The sequence below is a fragment of the Lysinibacillus sp. NPDC097195 genome, from assembly GCF_044762075.1.
In the GTDB taxonomy this organism is placed as follows: domain Bacteria; phylum Bacillota; class Bacilli; order Bacillales_A; family Planococcaceae; genus Lysinibacillus.
In genome coordinates this window covers 493,265-512,426 of the sequence record NZ_JBIWDP010000001.1, presented here as the reverse complement: position 1 = coordinate 512,426, position 19,162 = coordinate 493,265, and the positions used below count along the sequence as shown (strand labels likewise).

The window sequence follows — 19,162 nt, the reverse complement described above, 5'->3', positions numbered from 1 at the left end:
TCAACGATATCGCTCAATCTTCTAATAAAAATTGTTGAAAAACTTCATTTCCTACAAATCGTCCCTTGCGCGTAAGGCGAATACCAACTGCATCATGTTCTAAAAGACCTTCTGACACTAGGTTATCAATTACTTGTCCATAGTGGCTCATCATCGGTTCTTTAAATCTTTCTTCATATATAGCGTGTGCAATTCCATCCGTTTTACGCAGCCCTAAAAACATTTGCTCTTCTCGCTTTTCCGTTGCCGTTACAATATGTTCGTGCATAATAGGCAAGTCTCCAGCGTTGACAGCATCCATATATTTTTTTAAAGGTCCATGATTGGAATAACGTATACCATTTATATAGCCGTGTGCACCTGCGCCAAAACCAGCATACTCGTCATTGTCCCAATAAACTTTATTGTGCGTTGAACTAAAACCAGTTTTTGCAAAGTTGCTAATTTCATACTGCATAAGACCGTGCACTTGCATTTCTTGCATAAGGACATCATACATATCCGCTTCTAAATCTTCGGTTGGCAAGTTTAGCTTCCCTTTAGCATATTGATTATAAAAAATCGTTTTCGGCTCCACAATTAAGGAATAAGCTGAAATATGTGGTAAATCAAGGGCAAACGCTTTTTCAAGCGAATCTTTCCATTGATTCATCGTTTGTCTTGGCAAGCCGTACATTAAATCGATACTGATATTAGTAAAACCAACTTTTTTAGCGAGCGCAATGGTGTCATAAACGTGCGTATTACTATGAGTGCGACCTATTTTTTTCAGTAATTCTTGATCGAATGATTGCACGCCCATGCTTAAGCGATTGACGCCTCCTTCAAACAGAGCAATCATTTTTGCCTCAGATAACTCATCTGGATTGGCTTCTGATGTAAATTCTGTCACACTGTCCATTGGAATATACGTGCGAATCAGTGTAAGCAGTCTCGTCAATTGTGCTGGAGATAATGCAGTAGGTGTACCACCGCCTAAAAAAATCGTTTCAATACGTTGAAAACTATGTGGATATTTTTCCGTAGCAAGCGCCATCTCCTTGCCTAGCGTTTCTATATATTCATCTACAGGTTGATTTTTAAAGTAAAATTTATTGAAATCGCAATAATTGCAGATTTGATGACAAAAAGGAATATGAATGTAAACACCTCGTGCCATAGCTATCCCTTCTTTCTCGTTGAGTTTTTCCATTTCCTCATTATAAACAAACGTTCTAGAGAACGCTATGAATCCATCCAGATAGATGTATAATCTGTAACGATTGTAAGGAAATTTAGGCTTCTTTATAGAAAATATCTATTTATAATGAAAATAGTAATACATTTAACAATACAAGAATTGTCATACCCCGAACAGACTATATTTAGAAATTTCTTGCTATTGATAAAATGTTTATCATAATATAAAATATTTACAGATTTTTTCGCTTATTCTGACATTATAACAGGGTTGCAATAACTAAGTTCTGTTATATCCGGTGATTTTGTTGAAATGATGATGATTTAATCTTATTTTGTGTTTCTTAATTTTCATCAATTTACATTCTCCGAGATTCAATGACTTCTGCATCTTCAGAAATAAGTATGCCTTCTCTTGTCCAAGATTTATCACAACAAACGAACTTTGCCTTTTTGCGGTCTTAAACAATATATAGTTATTAGCCATTTTGGCTAATTGAATAACGCATATGCAACTCTATACACGAAGACCTAACTAAAATAAATAACCTCGTCACTATGTCAGCAAAAGCATTACAACAAACATAGGGAGGAATATTAAAGTATGAGAAGTATTATTTGTAGTATTATTGCTCTTGCATTTTTTTGTGTAGTTAAAGTATTTGTTCCATCAGCTTTCGCCGCAGAGCTCGTTTTATCAGAAGAACAGAAAGAAAAATACTATCAGCAATATCTAAATGATTTACAAGACTTACAAAGTCAGTATGTAGGACAAGAAGTCTTAAATGTCTCTGTTGCAAACTTTGCCTATTTTGAAGAAAACGGATGGGTGGAGCCTACACAATTCAAAACATTATTAAATGAAGTCATGACAAGTAAAATTGTTATGTCCGATGTACCTTCTTCAAAGCCTCGTGCGCGAAAAATTATTACAAGTATCACAAAATCATTTAATGTCATCAATACAACTGGGCACACAATAGGAACCATCAATGCAACTGTTTCCCCACGGTCAGCTTACCATAGTGGACGCGATGGAATGGTCTTTACTAGCCCAGGAACTATTACAACTGCTAAAGGTTCGGGGTCAGGTTCTTGGAGCGAAACACACGCAGGTGTATCGCATTGGCCACAGGTTCAACCCTATACTTACTTTGGCTATAGCATTGCTGGTAACTACACTTACCAAGGTGTTGTAATCCCAGTTTCGGCTAATTTCACGGTAAGCATCTCCAAGAATGGTGCATTATATTAAATAATACTCTTTAAATTGGACGGCATGATGCCGTTCTTTTTTTAGAGATTATCCTCCGAAAAGATAAATTAGTAGAAAGTTGATATTTATCTGAAAATTCACTCAGTTTTATGATATGCTATTAAAAAGTGATAGACAGGAGGATTCATAATGGAGCCAATTTTAAAGCTACAGCAGCAACAAAAAATGATGATGACACCTCAATTACAGCAGTCTATTGAAATACTACAATATAATACCCTTGAATTAGAGGAATTTTTATATGAGCAACAATTAGAAAATCCCTTAATTGAGTTACAAACCCCAGCTTTTCAGGAGCGAGTGTTTAGCAATCCCTCCAGCTCGATAATGCCGAGCGATTTGTATACAAAAATGGCAGAACCAAATTTTCGCGATGAATTATCCCAATTAGCTACAGTCACTTTCATCGGGGAAGATTTGCAAATTGTTCAAACTGTTATTCATTATTTAGACGGTAAAGGCTATTCGCCTACAAAGCTTATGCATATTTCTGCACAACAGCATGAGCGTGCTATTCAACTATTACAGCAAATTGGACCTGCGGGGATAGGTGCACGCAGTTTGCAAGAATGTCTCTTGTTGCAAATGAACGGCAATGACGATGCCTTGCAACAACTCATCCTCCACGGCCTACCGTTATTAGCAGAACGTAAATTCCATGAGCTACAGAAAGCTTTTCAATTGTCAAAGGAACAATTGGTAGATTGTATTCAGCGTTTACAACAACTAACACCTGTCCCATGTACGTTGAGCCAAGAGCATGATACATTGTATGTAACACCCGATATAATCGTCTATATAGAGGACGACACATTACAATTTAGCTTAAATGATGGCACTCTACCGACTGTTCATTTGCAAGATAGCTATCAAAACATCCATTCTCTTTTACCTAAATCGGAACGACAATATGTCAAACAGCATTTTAAGCAATTTAATTGGCTTATACATAGCTTACAACAACGACGACAAACCATTATTCAAATCATGTCCGTAGTTTTAGAGCATCAGCAAGCATTTTTCAGACACGGTCCCGCTCATTTGAAACCGCTTACTTTACAAGACGTCGCTACACAAATTGAGATGCATGTTTCAACTGTAAGCAGAGCTGTTCGCAATAAATACCTCCAAACGCCTGTTGGAACTTATCTATGGAAAGATTTATTTTCTTCTAAAATAGACAATATGGACGCGCAACATTCTCAAACGTCGATTTTAGAAATAATGAAAAAGATTATTACAGCCGAAAATAAGCAAAAGCCATTATCCGATCAAAAGATTGCTGAAATGTTAGCGAACACCCATCACATTCAAATTGCACGTCGGACGATTAGCAAATATCGCGAAGAACTAGGCATACAAGCAGCAAGCAAACGAAAGGAATTGTAAAGTGCCAGGCACTCACAATTATTTATAAAAACCTTTGAAAACGAAAAAGAGAGTACAAGAACGAAAAACGTTCCCGTACTCTCTTTTTCTTTAAAGTATCTAAAGTGCCAGGCACTCACACAATTTTTATCCAATTGCTAAAATATCATTACTAGTCAATAAATAGTTTGCTAGTGCTTCGGTTTCTTCACCAATCGCCTTATCCCCTTCTAATGGTGGGCAGAATGACCGTACAATGTCTAAAAATTTTCGTGTCGCAGGTGCTAATTGTTGCTCGGCTTGTTCCAAATAAATCGCTTGAGAAGCGGCGATTAACTCAATCGCCAGCACCCGTGCACTATTGTGGACTATCTGGCGTGCTTGCCTTGCCGCAGTTGTCCCCATACTGACATGGTCTTCCTGATTACCAGAGGTAGGAATGGAATCCACACTTGAAGGATGCGCAAGTACTTTGTTCTCTGAAACAAGTGATGCTGCAACGTATTGTACGACCATCAAGCCACATTCTAGACCTGGATCAGTTGCTAAAAATGGCGCTAGTCCACTTAATTGAGGATTGACTAAACGCTCCGTTCTACGCTCTGAAATATTGGCCCACTCGGCTACCCCTACCTTTAAAAAATCCATTGCCAGTGCAATTGGCTGACCATGGAAATGACCGCCTGATAACACTTCTCCATTTTCTAATACAATCGGGTTATCAGTTGTCGCATTAATCTCCGTTTGCAAGCGTTGTTGGACGTAATCAAAACATTGCCAAGATGCACCATGAACTTGCGGTACACAACGGATAGAATAGGCATCCTGCATACGGATAGCACCTTGCGTTGTGATTCGTTCACTGCCTTGCAGCCACTTGCGTATCCGAGTGCCGACCGCAGCAATTTCGGCATGAGGTCGCACTGCTAATAAATCCGCATCAAATGCGGAAATAATGCCCTGTAATGCTTCCATTGTCAGACATGCCGCCATATCCGCTACATAGCCAAGTCGTTCTGCTTCCTTAATCGTTATTACCCCTATACCCGTCATCGCCTGTGTGCCATTAATTAAAGCAAGTCCTTCTTTTGCTTGCAGTCGAACTGCTGTTAATCCAACTTTTGATAACGCTTCCTGCCCTGACATCACTTCCCCATTTAACTCTGCTTTGCCCTCTCCAATTAACACTAATGCAATATGTGACAGTGGTGCTAAATCACCACTTGCCCCTACAGAGCCTTGGGATGGTACAACTGGATGAACATGATGATTAATTAGCTCCACTAATAATTGCAATGTTTCTTGCCGAATGCCCGAGTATCCTTTCGCCAAAGCATTGGCCCGTAACACCATCATCGCTCGAACAATTTTCTTTTCTAAAGGCACACCCACGCCCACTGCATCAGCACGCAACAAATTCAATTGCAATAACTCATTATCTTCCTCGGCAATTTGAACATCACTTAACTTACCGAAGCCTGTATTGACTCCATAAATCGTATGTCCGTCCTTTAGTCTTTTTTCAATTCTTGCACGACTTGCTTGCACTCTTTCTAAAGCACTTGGTGCAATCGCTACTTGCGCAAGTCCGTTGGCTATTAGATCAATTTGTGTTGTCGTTAATGTATGTCCATCCAACTGAATAACTTCCATTTAAACTTCCACCCCTTTACTTGTTCCATATCTACCTATAAAATCATTGCTGCGATAATACCAAATATAAATAACGGGATATTATAATGTAGAAACGTTGGTACACAAGTATCCCAAATATGATTATGCTGTCCATCCGCATTTAACCCTGATGTCGGACCTAGTGTACTATCAGAAGCAGGCGAACCTGCATCTCCCAAAGCTCCCGCAGTTCCAATAAGGGCTGCAGTAGCAAGCGCACTAAAGCCAACTGCTGCACATAGCGGGACGAATACTACAGCTAAAATCGGGATTGTACCGAAGGACGTTCCAATGCCCATTGTGACAAGTAAACCGATAAATAATAACAGAATCGCTGTAATCACTTTACTTTGCCCCGTCATACCTGTCATCGCTTCCACAAGCTCTGTGATAGCATTTGTTTCTTTTAAAATCGTTGCATAGCCTGAGGCAATAAGCATAATAAAGGCAATTACCCCCATTAGTTTGACACCATTTTGAACCACTTCCTCACTATCTTTAATAAAGACCACACGGCCAACAAACATAATGATAATACCTGATAAGGCCCCCAGAACTAATGAGCTTAATGATAATTGAATGCCCAGTGCTGCAAAAATCGCCACGATGGCTACCCATCCTTTTGCATCCAATGTTGCCTTTTTATTGTCTTTCTTGGCTTGCTCATAATCTTTAATATCTTCTTCCAACTGTTGATATTGTCATGGCTTTCGATAGGAAATAAAGACAGCAATTGCTAATCCTATAAACATACCGATTGCTGGAATAGCCATCGCTTTCGGTATTTGACTTTGCATAATAGCCATGCCATTCGCTGTCATTTCATTGGCGATAATCCCCTGAAATATTAATCCGTAGCCAATAGGAATCCATAAGTAGGGCATTTTCAAGCCAAACGTTAGGGCTGATGCCAATGCACGTCGATCTATTTTTAATCGATTGAAGAAAAATAATAGCGGCGGTATCAGTATTGGAATAAAGGCAATATGTACGGGAATCAGTGTACCTGATAAACACGCAATAATTGCCAATGCAAAAATTAAAATGTATTTATTCGGTTTTTCGAGCGATAGTAATTTTTGAATCAAAATATTTGCTAAGCCTGAATATGCGATCAACGCCGCAAAAATCCCTAACAGTATATAACTTAATGCTGTTTCAGACTGTCCGCCCATACCACCAATAAAGATTGAAATTGTTTCAGCAAGCGATAAATCAGCAACAAGCCCTGCGACAATTGCTGCAATTAATAAAGCAAATAACACGTGTATGCCACATAAACTTAAAATGGATAACACAATGACTGAGATTAAAACAGGATTATCTAACATCTACATCCCCACTGTCTGTTTTATATTGTTTTAATCAAAATACTTGCAATAATGACACTACCCAAAGTTACCGTTGTAAACCCGCCTACTAGCATTGGGGTAATAATTTCATTAAAAATTCGTTGCTGTTCCTCTTCCGTTTTGCCAATACTCCTACTTACTTCCTCACAGACAATGTAGTCACCAGGAAAACCAAAAGTAGATGTTAATGCAACAGGAATCCCTAAAAATGGATTGACCTTTAATAACTTAGAACCTAATAATCCTCCCAACAAAATGCCAAGTACCCCAACAAAAAGAATCGTTAACACAGCAGGTAGCTTATCCATAAACATCTCAAATGTAATGTCATTCATCATCCCAATAATGATGAAGATAATGCCCGCCATCCCAACTGTAAAACTATTAGACTTTTCCATAACGCGTTCCGGATAAAATTTCACTAAGCGTCCTATAATGCCGATTGCCAACGCCCATAAGCTGTACGGAATGCCTGTATATTTGGCTAATACAACCGCAATCGCACCACCAATAAACAACATAAATAGAAGGACTAATGGCGTTTGATATTTTTTAGGTACTAATAATTTGTCATCATGTTCTTGATTAAACGCTGCATCACCTAAAGCAACAAAGGCACCGCTTGTCATTTGCTCGTTAATGGCAGTTGCATGTTTGCGTAGCAATAAATTAGCGAGCGGAATGCCAATTAACGACTGCAAAGCCATAATTAATGCTGGGATTGTGAGTAAACTGACAAACCCTAATTCTTTTATGCCCTCTGAGGTAATTAACACCGCAATAATGCCCCCATTTAAAGGTCCTGTTCCTGCAACCGCAGTTTGATAATCAAAAAGTAGTGTCACAATCGTTAAAATAAAAAGGGAAGCAAAGCACATGCCCATTATGGCAATTAATACTGCCCGCCATTGCGAGCGAATCATCCGTAACGGAATTAAGGTCCCCATATGCACTAAAATAGGAGCTGTTCCTAATAATGCGCCCACTGTTAAAAATGTCGAGTTTTCTAGCAAATCTTTCGGAAATATCCCTAGCCAAAGTAATACCAAATAACCCATCATGGCTACAAAAAGCATTGGTACTCTAGCTTTACTAATTACGGAAATGATTTCTCCTAGCGCAATAAGCCCTAAAATAATCATCGCTGCAACTACAGGTTCTTGGACCATTGTATCTCCCCTTTAACTATTGAATGTTAAAGCTGTATGAACAAAAAGTTTTAAGCCTATTGCTAAAGCATCTTCATTCACTGCAAATTTAGGGTGATGATGCGGGTAATTCAATGTTTCATCGTCAAAAGCTGCACCGATTCCGATAAATACCCCAGGCACTTTTGTTAAAAAAGCTGAGAAATCTTCTCCACCCATAAATGGCTCAATGTGTAAAATCGTATCTGGTTCAAAATGTTGTCGGATTATATCTTCCATTAATGCCGTTGTTTGCACATCATTAACAACAGACGAGTAACCATCGTTATATGACAACTTATAATCTGCACCATGTGCCGCAACAACGTGTTTCACTTGTTGTTCTATTTGTTGTGCAATCATCGCTCTCACTTGCTGCGAGAATGTTCGCACACTGCCCCCTATTGCTACACGCTCTGGAATAATATTTTTAGCACTGCCGGCATAAAACTCCGTAACCGCAAGTACTGCTCGCTCTTTTGCATCAACTTTCTGCGCTACAATTTGATGCAATACATTCGTAATTTGTGAACCTATTAAAATCGGATTAATCGAATCTTGTGGCTGTGAAGAATGCCCTCCTCTTCCGATAATTTCGACATCAAACGTATCTGAATTGGCTGTAAAAGGTCCTGCACAAATGGCGATTTTGCCTGTTGGAAGCATAGAAAATAAATGCAACCCAATAATCCGGTCTACACCGTCCACTACACCAGCCGCTACCATTTCTTTTGCGCCACCAGGAAAGAGTTCTTCTGCATGTTGAAAGATAAAGCGAATCTCACCTTTAATGGCATGCTGTAACGTCGATAAAATTTTTGCAGCACCTAATAACATCGCCGTATGCCCATCATGTCCACAAGCGTGCATAACACCAGCTACTTTAGAGGCGAACGGTAAATTTGTTTCTTCTTGAATTGGTAAAGCATCCATATCAGCTCTGAAAGCGAGACAATCCCCAGGTAAATGGCCTTTTAAAACAGCTAACACACTAGTCTTCGTCGGTCTCGTAACAATTAAATTGCCAAAAGAGATTAATTGATTGTATACGAAATCTGCTGTTGCCTTTTCCTCATACGACAGTTCCGGATTTTCATGTAAATACCTTCTCCACTGTAAAATTTGCGGTACCAATTGCTCGACTTCCTTCACTACATGTATAGTGCTTGTCATTTACCGCTCTCCCCCTTTATTTTTTATGACGCTCATACCATTGCTCAATTAAAGCTGCTGTTAATCTACCTGTATTCACCAAGTTTTCTATACTAATATTCTCTCTAAAAGAGTGAATATTCTGAAAACCATTACCAAGCGTAATACAAGTTAGACCATGTTCATTTAAAACATTAGTATCTGCACCACCTAAAGTTTTCGTTACATACGGCGTAACACAAATATTATTCGCTGCCTCCATTACTGTTTTTACAAGATTAGCATCGTCAGCAATATCAAAGCCAAGATATTTTTCTTCAATCCTTACCTCGACCGTTCCTTGAAATTTCTGTGCCGCTCTTTCCATCGCCAGTTGCATTTGTTGTAATTGGGCATCCAATTTCTCTTTAGAAAAGCTTCTTACTTCGCCACCGAGCGTCACAGTCCCTGGGATAATGGAAGTAAGCTCTCCGCCATTTATGATGCCTATATTGGCTAACGTTTCACGATCAATTTCTCCTAGCTCCATTGATAACAGTCCTTCAGCAGCAATAATAAATGCATTATTTCCTGCATCTGCATTGAGTGCGATATGGGCCGCATTACCTTTCACTGTAAACCAAATTCTACTACTATAGGGCCCCTGTATGATAATTTGCCCTACATCACCGCTACTATCGAATATATAACCGTTTTTACTTTTAATCTTGTTATAATCCATATATTTGGCACCAACTAAACCTGCTTGTTCATTAACAGTTAAAATTAATTCAATCGGTCCGTGTGGGACGTCACTTTCAATAATCGCACGCATCGCTTCGACATAAGCAGCCAGCGCTGCCCGATCATCCGCCCCTAATATCGTCGTCCCGTCTGAATAAATAATCCCGTCTTTAATAATAGGCTGAAGATTCTCAGTCGGTAATACGGTATCCATATGCGTAGAAAAGAATAAAGGTGGAATTGTCTCATCTGTACCCGGGTGCCATGCAATTAGATTACCAACTTCGCCATTAAAATGTTGATGCGCTTGATCAAATGTTAGTTGAAAACCAAGCTTCGGTAATACTTGCTCTAGATATGCCGCTACACGACTCTCCTTACTACTAGGACCATTAATTTTTGCCATTTCTAAAAACAATTGCACTAACTTTTCTTCATTTACATATGATGCCGCTTTCGACGCAAATTCTATTGTCATTGGGCTATCTCCCTTCTAACTAAATGTACTTTCTAAAGTGAACGTGCCTTTACTTATCACAACGCATCCTCTTTTAATAACCGTCTCTACAATATTTGTACCAAGTTCATATGCTACGTATTTATAATTTGGCACATTCCAAATTTGAATATCTGCTATTTTGCCAACTTCTAATGTTCCTCGATCAGTAAGATTTAGTGCCTTGGCAGCCATTTTTGTTGAAGCTTTTATCGCTTCCTCTACCGAAAATTGATAGAGTCGACAAGCTAAATTAATCACAAAGGACATAGAGGATGTATAACAAGCTGGGCACATGTCTGTTGCTAGCGCTATTTGCATCCCACTATCAAGCATTTTCCGTGCATCAAATGGTTTTTTATGAGCCACGGCAAAATCTAATGCCGGCATTAATACGCCAACAACGCCAGCTTCCGCTAATTGCGGCATTAACGCTTCAGGCGTGTAATTGAGATGATCAATGGAAACCATTTTCATACGGGCAGCCAAATCTGAACCACCGATATACGAATAGGCATCCGCATGAATTTTGGGTAATAATCCGTGTGCTAAGCCTGCTTGTAATATTCGCTCGGATTCAAGTTCCGTAAAATAGCCTTCATCACACCACACATCACAAAATTCTGCTAGTTGATGTTGCGCCACTTGCGGAATCATGACATCGACAATTTCATTGACATATTGTTCCTTCGTTAAATGATCTGGGATACCATGAGCACCTAAAAAAGTATTGACGACATCAAGCGGTGTATGGTCATTTAAAAGTCGACCAACACGTAATATTTTTAGTTCGCTTTCAGGTGTTAAACCGTAGCCACTTTTGCTCTCAACTGTTGTTGTACCATGCTTAAGCATCGTCAATATGCGTTTTTCTGCTTGCTTAAAAAGTGCTTCCTCGGATGTATCGCGCGTCAGTTCAATCGTACGATTTGGCCCTGTCGTTATCGCAAGCTTTTTTAAATTTTCTTCAATATTACCAGTGAGTTTCGCAGCATACTCCTCAACTCGATTGCCTTGAAATACGAGATGTGTATGCGCATCGATATAACCTGGAGCCACTACTTTACCCGTTGCATCAATAGTGTTATTGTCATCTGCTACATAGCGTTGTCCAAGTTGTTGATGACTGCAAATATCAATAATTTTTTGACCATCTATAACAATTGCATGATCCGTTAACACTTGAAAATCTTGCATCGTCTCACCTGTACAAGGCAATATTTGTGCTGCATTTTTTATAATAATGTCGGGTCTTTTTAACATACGACCACTCCTTTACAATAGTAAATAAGCGATTGGTGTGACGATAATTAATGTTAAAACTGTGCGCACAAACCACACCGCAATCATCTTGCCTAAAGAAATGGGAATTTCCGTTGATAAAATACAAGGAATTAATGCCGAGAAAAAGAGAATAGCAGAGATCGATAATGTACCTACAATAAATCGCGTTTCTATCGCACTATCTACAGCAACAAGGGAAGGTAAAAACATATCGATTAAATTAATGACAGCCGCTTTTGCCACAATCAATGGCTCTGCAATTTGTAATAAATACGTTAAAGGCACAAACACATAGGCCGCATAATCAAATACAGGCGTATGATTAACAAGCCATAAACCAATCAAACCGATTGACATTATCGTGGGCAAAATTCCCATCGCCATGACTAAGCCATCCTTGACATTATCTTTAACGCTTTGCCAAAGTTTTGGCGCATTTTCAGCCGTCTGTAATGCTTCTCTCCAAGCACATTGCAAGCGCTTTCCTTTGACAATCTTTTCCTCATCACCATCCATTTGCTTGTAATAGTCTGTACTCATATTACGGATTGGCCAAATCCGCACACTAATAGCTGTGACTAAAAATGTTACAAGAAAAGTTACCCAAAAATACAGATTCCAAATATCCATTAAACCAAGCGTTTTCGCAACCACAATCATAAACGTTACGGAAACGGTAGAAAAGCCAGTGGCGATAATGACCGCCTCTTTTGTTGTATATTTTCCTTCTTTATAGATGCGATTGGTAATTAACAACCCGATGGAATAGCTTCCGACAAAAGAAGCAACGGCATCTATCGCGGATCGACCTGGTGTTTTCCAAATAGGTCGCATAATTGGCTGCACTAAAATACCGATAAACTCCAGTAAGCCATAGCCGACCAACATAGCTAAAAATATGGCACCAATTGGAACCAACACTCCGATTGGCGTAAGTAGTGAGTTATACCAATAAGGTCCCATATCTGCAGCTAACAGCCAGCTCGGACCAATGTTAAAAACAACTAAAACAGAAGCCAATGCCCCAATTATTTTTAAAGAAGAAATAACCATTTCAACAAGCGAACGATTCCATATTTTTTTATAAAAAGGATAAATAGCACCCGCAACGACAACGATTAAAATATAGTAAACAATTATTGAAGAAAACTGTGTTCGGATATAAGTGACTAAATGATCTAGTGGTATGGTCTTCTTCCCGTTTAAAGTAATAGAGATAAAGAACATGAAAATACCCAACAAGCTAAAAGCAAAAAATTTGTAGATGGCTGACTTCTTAGAATGAGGTGCGACGTCAACGAGAAGATTGTCAAAATTCACAGGTGTCATATCTGCTTTTTTCATGTACATTCCTCCTTTTTAACGAACAAGAGGCCAGTATCACTTGCTGTTATGGCACCGGCCTCTTTTGTAAAAATCCATTACACTTTTTCTTTGATTAAATCTTTTGGACCAAATGTAGCTGTTGGTTCCCACCATAATGGAATTTGAATGCTTTCATCCGTTAATTTCCCTTTACCATTCGCTACATCTTTGGCTGTTTCATAGCCTGCTTGCGCATGACGGACAACCCCAATACCAGAATCGACTGTCATCGCTACTTCCAGACGCATATCAGACTCTTCTGTACCGTCAGCAATCATTGTCACCCCTGTATGCACCGCCTCACCCATTGAATAGTTTGCCTGGAGGGCAATTAAATCACACATACCAACGGCATTCAGTAAGCCATTTAAAACTGGCCAGTCTGAAATTAAATCGCCACCATCCTTCATATTTTCAGACTCAAATGTCGGATTAACAATGGAACCTGAATCTAAATTATCGCGGGAGAAGGCAACAGGTCCACTTAACTCCCCTCGACGAATCATATCATTTACTTCTAATGCGAACTTTTTACGCTGACCAAAGCCCATATAACAAATTCGAGCAGGTAACGCTTCAATCGGAATATGCTCCTTCGCTAGCTTAATCCAACGTGTAACAAGTAAATCATCGCTAAATTTCTCTAAAATCATATCGTCTATTTTACGTAAATCCTCTGCCTCACCTGACATACAAATCCAACGGAATGGCCCACGTCCTTCACAGAATAATGGACGAATATACTCTGCCACAAATCCTGGTAAACGCTTCGCTTCTTTTTCATCAAACCCCGCATCGATACATTCTTTACGAATACTTGTGCCATATTCAAAGGAATGTACGCCTTTATCAAGCAGGGCAATTAACGCCTTCAGCTCACGAATCATTGTGTGGCGCGCTTTTTCTAAGTATGCAAGACGATCTGTATCTCGCAAAGCATCCGCTTCTTCGACACTGTAGCCAGCTGGTAAATAGGCAATCGGGTCATGGGCTGGGGTCATAGAAGTGGCAATATCAGGTAAGAAGCCAATTTCTAATGTCTTTTCAAAAATATCTGCCGCATTCCCTACAACCGCGATGCCGAGCGCTTCTCCAGCAGCCGCTTTCGTTTTAGCTAGTGCAATTGCCTCCTCTAACGAATCAACCACAACATCAATAAAGCCCTTTTCAATACGGCGATTAATAATATCAATATTCGAATCACATAGAATAGCGACACCACCGTGCATAGTCATGGCTCTCGTTTGGTTCCCACCCATACCGCCTGCCCCTGCAGTCAACAAAATTTTCCCAACAAGTGAGTCATTATAATGCAGTCGGGCAATAGCCGAAAGCGTTTCAAATGTTCCTTGAATAACGCCTTGTGTACCAATATATTCCCAAGGTGCCGCTGTATAATTGGCATACATCGTTAAGTTTTTTTCTTGTAAATCATAAAATGTTGGCCAATCTGCCTTCATTATATTTGTCGTTGCCATCACTACAGTCGGTGCATATTTATGTGTTTTAAAAACAGCAACTGGCATCCCCGACTGTACAACGAGTGTTTCATCATCTTCTAAATTTTTTAAGGAATCAACAATAGCATGATAGGACTCCCAGTTGCGCGCCGCCTTACCGATTCCCCCGTAAATTACTAGCTCTTCGGGTTTTTCCGCATTTTCCATGTTATTTTCTAGCATTCTTAAAATAACTTCTTGGCGCCAGCCTTTGCATCGTAATGTATTCCCTCGTTGAGCCTTTACTGAATATAATATTTCTGGTTTTGTCATTGAAAATTCCTCCTTTTTGGTCACTACATACTTTAATAAAGCAAATAGCATGCCAACTTTTAAAATTGCTACAATATTTTTTTAAAACCTACTATTCTTGCCGTTTGACAATTGAAATACATAGCTAATAAGTTTTGTCATTGTTTTGTAGGCACACGAATATGCAGATAAAATTTGCACCTGACTAATTTTCTGTTAATTGTTTTTATTCAGAAAATAATTATGATACGATATAGGGCAAAGCAGATAAATTTTGCATGCAAAATAACAAGAGAAAGTAGGTTTTTGTATGAATGAGGAATTGCAGCGCTTTACAACGTTTTTAGGCGCCAATATCATAGCATTAGACAACGCATTCCGAGTGAAATGGTGGCATTTCGATGATAGTATTTCATTAAATCTTCAAGTTGAAATGCCAATAGCATCTATTGCTGAAATTGATGTGACCTGCTTACAGCAGCCACAGCAATTACAAATACAAGAACAGCTTCTATCTTTTACAATAGAACCTTTTTATTTTCCACACCAAATTTTCATTGTGCTAGTAGAAAATTTAGTAGATTTTCAGTATTCATTACAAAATAAAGTTTTTGTCCTTGAGGAGATTATTGAGCATCTAGATGAAGGCATTATTGTCAGCAATGGGGATGGGGACATTATTTATTACAACGAGGCGCTTGCTAAAATGGAGGAACATCACAAAGAGGACATGCTTGGCAAAAAGCTATGGGATGCTTATAACTACCAAGATCGTAGACTATCAGAGCATAATCATATATTAAAAACAGCAAAACCGATTTATACAAAATATCGAGCGCATGCCTACTCAGAAAATGAGCCAAAATTTGTAGGGTATAGTTCATTTCCTATTCAAAAGGATAATCAAACAATCGGGGTCTTTTCTATTACGCATACAGAAACAAGCCTACGCAATCAATTACAGCAAACACTAGATTCTAAGCGCGAAACAATGGAAGTACCCGAAGAAGTCAAACGTAATAACGGCACGATTTATACCTTCCAAGATATTAAAGGTAATAGTCAGGAGCTTTTGCAAACAATTGCGGAGGCGAAGAATATCGCCAATTATAATACAGATACCCTGATTGTTGGTGAAACGGGTACTGGTAAAGAATTATTTGCCCAAAGTATGCATAACTTAAGCCCACGCGTCACAAAGCCGTTCGTTGCGATAAATTGTGCAGCTATCCCTGCTACTCTGTTAGAGAGCACGCTTTTTGGCTCGGTTAAGGGGGCTTTTACTGGCGCAACAAATCAAGAAGGGCTTTTCGAATATGCAAAAGATGGCACACTTTTTCTAGACGAAATCAATTCTTTACCGATGGAGCTTCAACCGAAATTAATGCGCGTCTTGCAAGAACGTGCTGTTCGACGTGTTGGCAGCAATACGCTTATTCCTATTGATTGTACGGTATTTAGTGCCTCCAACGAAGATCCAGAGCTATTAACGGCTGGTGAACGCATGCGACTTGACTTATTTTATCGAATTGCCCATTCAAGTGTATATATTCCTCCTTTACGCGAACGGCCAGAAGATATACTATTCTTTATCCAGCATTTTTTACATAAAAATGTGCTGAAATATATGAAAGCAAATATCACTATTGAGCCTGAACTATATCAGCTACTTGTGAGTTACGATTGGCCAGGCAATGTCCGTGAACTGGAGCATTTAATTGAAAACCTTGTAATCCAAGTAAGCTCGGACAATATTATTACGGAAGATATGTTACCGCGTTATTTAAAAAATAAAATTTCTATAAAAAGTGCGCCGACGAACAAGCGTCCGTTTAAAGCACTGATGCATAGCAACGAGGAACAGTACATCCGCAAAGTATTGCAACAATGTCATGGCAATATTTCAGCAGCAGCTAAGCAATTAAATATTTCGCGCCAATCATTGCAATACCATATGAAAAAATTCGCCATTCAGAAAGAAGAGTTAATTTAATCAGCTACGCTAAAATGAAAAAGTGTTCGATTGTCTGCTATCAATCGAACACTTTTTACTATGCACATTATTGTCCGCTACAGCTGATACTTTCGGATGGTTTATTGGCTACTGAGGCCCTTTATCAGCGATTTATTTTGTGTTACCCGCGATTACAGCGCCGTTTAAGCTAATAACATAGAAAGCCAACAATAATCCCCATCACTACTAATAAATAAGGTGACCATGCTTGTCGAATAGACAGCCATAAAAAAATGGCCGCAATAAGAACATCGAATCCACTTTGTATTGTTTGCGACACAATTGGATGAATAAATGCGCTAGCTAATATACCTACAACGGCTGCATTTGCACCAGCCATCGCACCAGTCAATGCACTATAGCGACTTACGGAGAGCCAAAATGGCATGGCCCCCACAATTAATAAAAATGCCGGTAGAAAGATTGCCAGTGTTGCGATCACCGCACCTGGCACGCCAGCAATAACCATGCCAATATAGGAGACAAATGTAAATAGAGGTCCCGGCATAGCTTGCGCAAGCCCATACCCAGCTATAAAGTCAGTAGCGTTCATCAAGCCACTTTGCACAAACTGGGCTTCTAATAACGGTAACACAACATGTCCCCCACCAAATACTAATGCACCTGCCATGTAACATTTTTCTATCATCATCAGCCATTTGCTTTCAAAAATTGAAGTAGCTAGTGGAAAAACAAATAGTAACACAATAAATAGTGCTAGTAGGCATCCTCCAGTTGCTTTTGAAATGGCTAACGCTTGATTTGAAAAATCAGCAGTGCTATTTGATTGTTTCAATAAACGCGCACCTAATAAACCCGCCATAGTAATAACAATCACTTGAGCAAACGGATTTCCCCATAATAAAACCGTTATTAGCGATAAAATTGCAATGAGGAAGTGCATTTTACTTGGAATTAACTTTTTTGACATATCCCATATTGCCTGCGCAACAATCGCAACAGCTACTAATTTCAAGCCATGAATCCAGCCCATATTTAGTTCACTATGCATATAAAAATAAGCAAATAGTGTTAAAAGCACGACAGATGGCAATGTAAAACCAAGGAAAGATACAATACTTCCGAAAATTCCTCCTCGTAATAGTCCAATGCCCATTCCGACTTGACTGGATGCGGGACCAGGAAGAAATTGACTCAATGCAACTAAATTACTGTATTCTTTGTCCGTTAGCCATTTGCGCTTTTGCACATATTCATGTTGAAAAAAACCTAAATGCGCTGTTGGACCTCCAAAGGATGTACAACCTAACTTTAAGGAAACAATAAAGATTTCGTATAGCTTTGGCAAATTATTCACTACTTTCCATGTACTATACAACCATATTACATGGAGATTGCTTTATTAATAGTTAAATTATTGTAAAGTTTGACATTGAAATTATTTCCTACGAATTTGGATTGCTGGACCAAGTTGACTATCATCTGCTGATACTGGAATAAGTTTATAGGTTTTATCAGTTAAATATCTTGCGTCGTAGCGAATTCCCCACTTTGTATGTTGTTCATTTAATGTGTAAGAAGAGTCTTGGCGCCATGTTTTGCCTGCCGTACTGACTATCTTAAAGTTAATAGATTCATTTGCGTTTTCTAGAGTTTCATAATAAATTGTGGTCGATATTGGTGTCGTCACAACCTTCTCCACCTTTATCTTAGTATCGTTTTTTAGTTGAATTGTTTTATCGACAGTAATTACTTTTCGATCTTCTTGTAATTGCTTTTGAGAAGCTTCTATTTCAAAGGTCCAAGGCTCGTTTATTGGTTTATCCCAATTCCAATCATTATAAAGAATTTCAAGTTGCAGCTTATCATCTTGTGGTAAATCGCGCATTTTTACACTGCTATAGATTGTATAGGTTGATGCGCCTTGTTCAATGGTCTGGCCTCCATTTCGGACCATATAATTTTGACCGTTTACCAGTACTTGTGGAAAGAAAAAAATTTGATAGTTGAAGTTGACATCTTTCGCTGGCACAAACGTTGCATTCAGTAATAGCTGATTGTCATCGACCATTACTTCATTTAAAGTTAATTGCCCAAATTCATTTTCAGATGTTTGACCAACTAGTGTTTTATAAGCAGAAAAAGCAGCGTCATGATTTTTGTTTACAATAGTCGAGGCAATTACTACACAAGCAATTACAAAAACACCAAAAAAAACAAACACCCATTTTTTACGTTTCCTATTTTTAGTAGGCTGTTCTTCATAAACTACTTCAATTGACAAAGACACACCCCCATTTTTCTTAGAAAATCAATAAACGTTAGCTATCCCTAATTCATTGTAATAACAAGTGCAACATTATATAACTAGACAACGCCC

13 protein-coding genes and 1 pseudogene are annotated in these 19,162 nt (G+C 38.9%); 3 read left to right on the top strand and 11 right to left on the bottom strand.

The features are described from left to right. Positions 1–13: 13 nt before the first annotated feature. The gene (hemW, locus tag ACIQXI_RS02530) at positions 14–1,159 is read right to left on the bottom strand and encodes a radical SAM family heme chaperone HemW (RefSeq protein WP_402921349.1); all 1,146 of its coding nucleotides are present in this window, start codon (positions 1,157–1,159) and stop codon (positions 14–16) included. A 624-nt stretch (positions 1,160–1,783) separates the two neighbouring features. Between hemW and ACIQXI_RS02525 the strand changes: the two genes are divergently transcribed. Beyond that, positions 1,784–2,434: a hypothetical protein gene (locus tag ACIQXI_RS02525; RefSeq protein ID WP_402921346.1), complete on the top strand. Its 651-nt coding sequence runs from the start codon at positions 1,784–1,786 to the stop codon at positions 2,432–2,434. Between the two features lie 150 nt (positions 2,435–2,584). Beyond that, entirely contained in the window at positions 2,585–3,844 is a 1,260-nt protein-coding gene (gene rpoN / locus ACIQXI_RS02520) for an RNA polymerase factor sigma-54 (RefSeq protein WP_402921343.1), read from the top strand. Positions 3,845–3,970: 126 nt separating this feature from the next. Here rpoN and hutH read toward each other — a convergent pair whose 3' ends face one another. The 8 genes and pseudogenes from hutH to hutU form a co-directional block, all read right to left on the bottom strand. After that, positions 3,971–5,476, bottom strand: coding sequence for a histidine ammonia-lyase (gene hutH, locus ACIQXI_RS02515; protein ID WP_402921340.1), 1,506 nt, complete (start codon positions 5,474–5,476; stop codon positions 3,971–3,973). A gap of 35 nt (positions 5,477–5,511) precedes the next feature. Beyond that, positions 5,512–6,828 (bottom strand): annotated as a pseudogene (locus ACIQXI_RS02510) (Na+/H+ antiporter family protein). Positions 6,829–6,848: 20 nt separating this feature from the next. Then, positions 6,849–8,018, bottom strand: coding sequence for a hypothetical protein (locus ACIQXI_RS02505; protein WP_402921337.1), 1,170 nt, complete (start codon positions 8,016–8,018; stop codon positions 6,849–6,851). A gap of 12 nt (positions 8,019–8,030) precedes the next feature. Then, positions 8,031–9,209 carry a M20 metallopeptidase family protein gene (locus tag ACIQXI_RS02500; protein WP_402921334.1) on the bottom strand — a complete coding sequence of 393 codons (1,179 nt, stop codon included), beginning with the start codon at positions 9,207–9,209 and terminating at the stop codon, positions 8,031–8,033. A gap of 16 nt (positions 9,210–9,225) precedes the next feature. Beyond that, on the bottom strand, positions 9,226–10,389 hold the full coding sequence (locus tag ACIQXI_RS02495) for a M20/M25/M40 family metallo-hydrolase (RefSeq protein WP_402921332.1): 1,164 nt from the start codon (positions 10,387–10,389) through the stop codon (positions 9,226–9,228). 15 nt (positions 10,390–10,404) lie between these two features. Beyond that, positions 10,405–11,670, bottom strand: coding sequence for an imidazolonepropionase (hutI, locus tag ACIQXI_RS02490; protein WP_402921329.1), 1,266 nt, complete (start codon positions 11,668–11,670; stop codon positions 10,405–10,407). Positions 11,671–11,682: 12 nt separating this feature from the next. After that, the gene (locus tag ACIQXI_RS02485; RefSeq protein ID WP_402921326.1) at positions 11,683–13,035 is read right to left on the bottom strand and encodes a YjiH family protein; all 1,353 of its coding nucleotides are present in this window, start codon (positions 13,033–13,035) and stop codon (positions 11,683–11,685) included. 77 nt (positions 13,036–13,112) lie between these two features. Further along, positions 13,113–14,828 (bottom strand): urocanate hydratase, encoded by a 1,716-nt coding sequence (gene hutU / locus ACIQXI_RS02480; protein ID WP_402921324.1) that lies wholly within the window; start codon positions 14,826–14,828, stop codon positions 13,113–13,115. A gap of 289 nt (positions 14,829–15,117) precedes the next feature. Between hutU and ACIQXI_RS02475 the strand changes: the two genes are divergently transcribed. Continuing rightward, complete coding sequence (locus tag ACIQXI_RS02475) at positions 15,118–16,800, top strand: sigma-54 interaction domain-containing protein (RefSeq protein WP_402921321.1); 1,683 nt, start codon at positions 15,118–15,120, stop codon at positions 16,798–16,800. 169 nt (positions 16,801–16,969) lie between these two features. Here the strand turns inward: ACIQXI_RS02475 and chrA are convergent, their stop codons facing one another. Next, positions 16,970–18,130, bottom strand: coding sequence for a chromate efflux transporter (gene chrA, locus ACIQXI_RS02470; RefSeq protein WP_402921319.1), 1,161 nt, complete (start codon positions 18,128–18,130; stop codon positions 16,970–16,972). A 90-nt stretch (positions 18,131–18,220) separates the two neighbouring features. Further along, entirely contained in the window at positions 18,221–19,066 is an 846-nt protein-coding gene (locus tag ACIQXI_RS02465) for a DUF5643 domain-containing protein (RefSeq protein WP_402921316.1), read from the bottom strand. Positions 19,067–19,162 lie beyond the last annotated feature (96 nt).

Excerpts from the sequence above, each read along its gene's own strand:
- hemW (WP_402921349.1), bottom strand. The coding sequence starts at position 1,159 with ATGGCACGAGGTGTTTACATTCATATTCCTTTTTGTCATCAAATCTGC.
- ACIQXI_RS02525 (WP_402921346.1), top strand. The coding sequence starts at position 1,784 with ATGAGAAGTATTATTTGTAGTATTATTGCTCTTGCATTTTTTTGTGTA.
- rpoN (WP_402921343.1), top strand. The coding sequence starts at position 2,585 with ATGGAGCCAATTTTAAAGCTACAGCAGCAACAAAAAATGATGATGACA.
- hutH (WP_402921340.1), bottom strand. The coding sequence starts at position 5,476 with ATGGAAGTTATTCAGTTGGATGGACATACATTAACGACAACACAAATT.
- ACIQXI_RS02505 (WP_402921337.1), bottom strand. The coding sequence starts at position 8,018 with ATGGTCCAAGAACCTGTAGTTGCAGCGATGATTATTTTAGGGCTTATT.
- ACIQXI_RS02500 (WP_402921334.1), bottom strand. The coding sequence starts at position 9,209 with ATGACAAGCACTATACATGTAGTGAAGGAAGTCGAGCAATTGGTACCG.
- ACIQXI_RS02495 (WP_402921332.1), bottom strand. The coding sequence starts at position 10,389 with ATGACAATAGAATTTGCGTCGAAAGCGGCATCATATGTAAATGAAGAA.
- hutI (WP_402921329.1), bottom strand. The coding sequence starts at position 11,670 with ATGTTAAAAAGACCCGACATTATTATAAAAAATGCAGCACAAATATTG.
- ACIQXI_RS02485 (WP_402921326.1), bottom strand. The coding sequence starts at position 13,035 with ATGAAAAAAGCAGATATGACACCTGTGAATTTTGACAATCTTCTCGTT.
- hutU (WP_402921324.1), bottom strand. The coding sequence starts at position 14,828 with ATGACAAAACCAGAAATATTATATTCAGTAAAGGCTCAACGAGGGAAT.
- ACIQXI_RS02475 (WP_402921321.1), top strand. The coding sequence starts at position 15,118 with ATGAATGAGGAATTGCAGCGCTTTACAACGTTTTTAGGCGCCAATATC.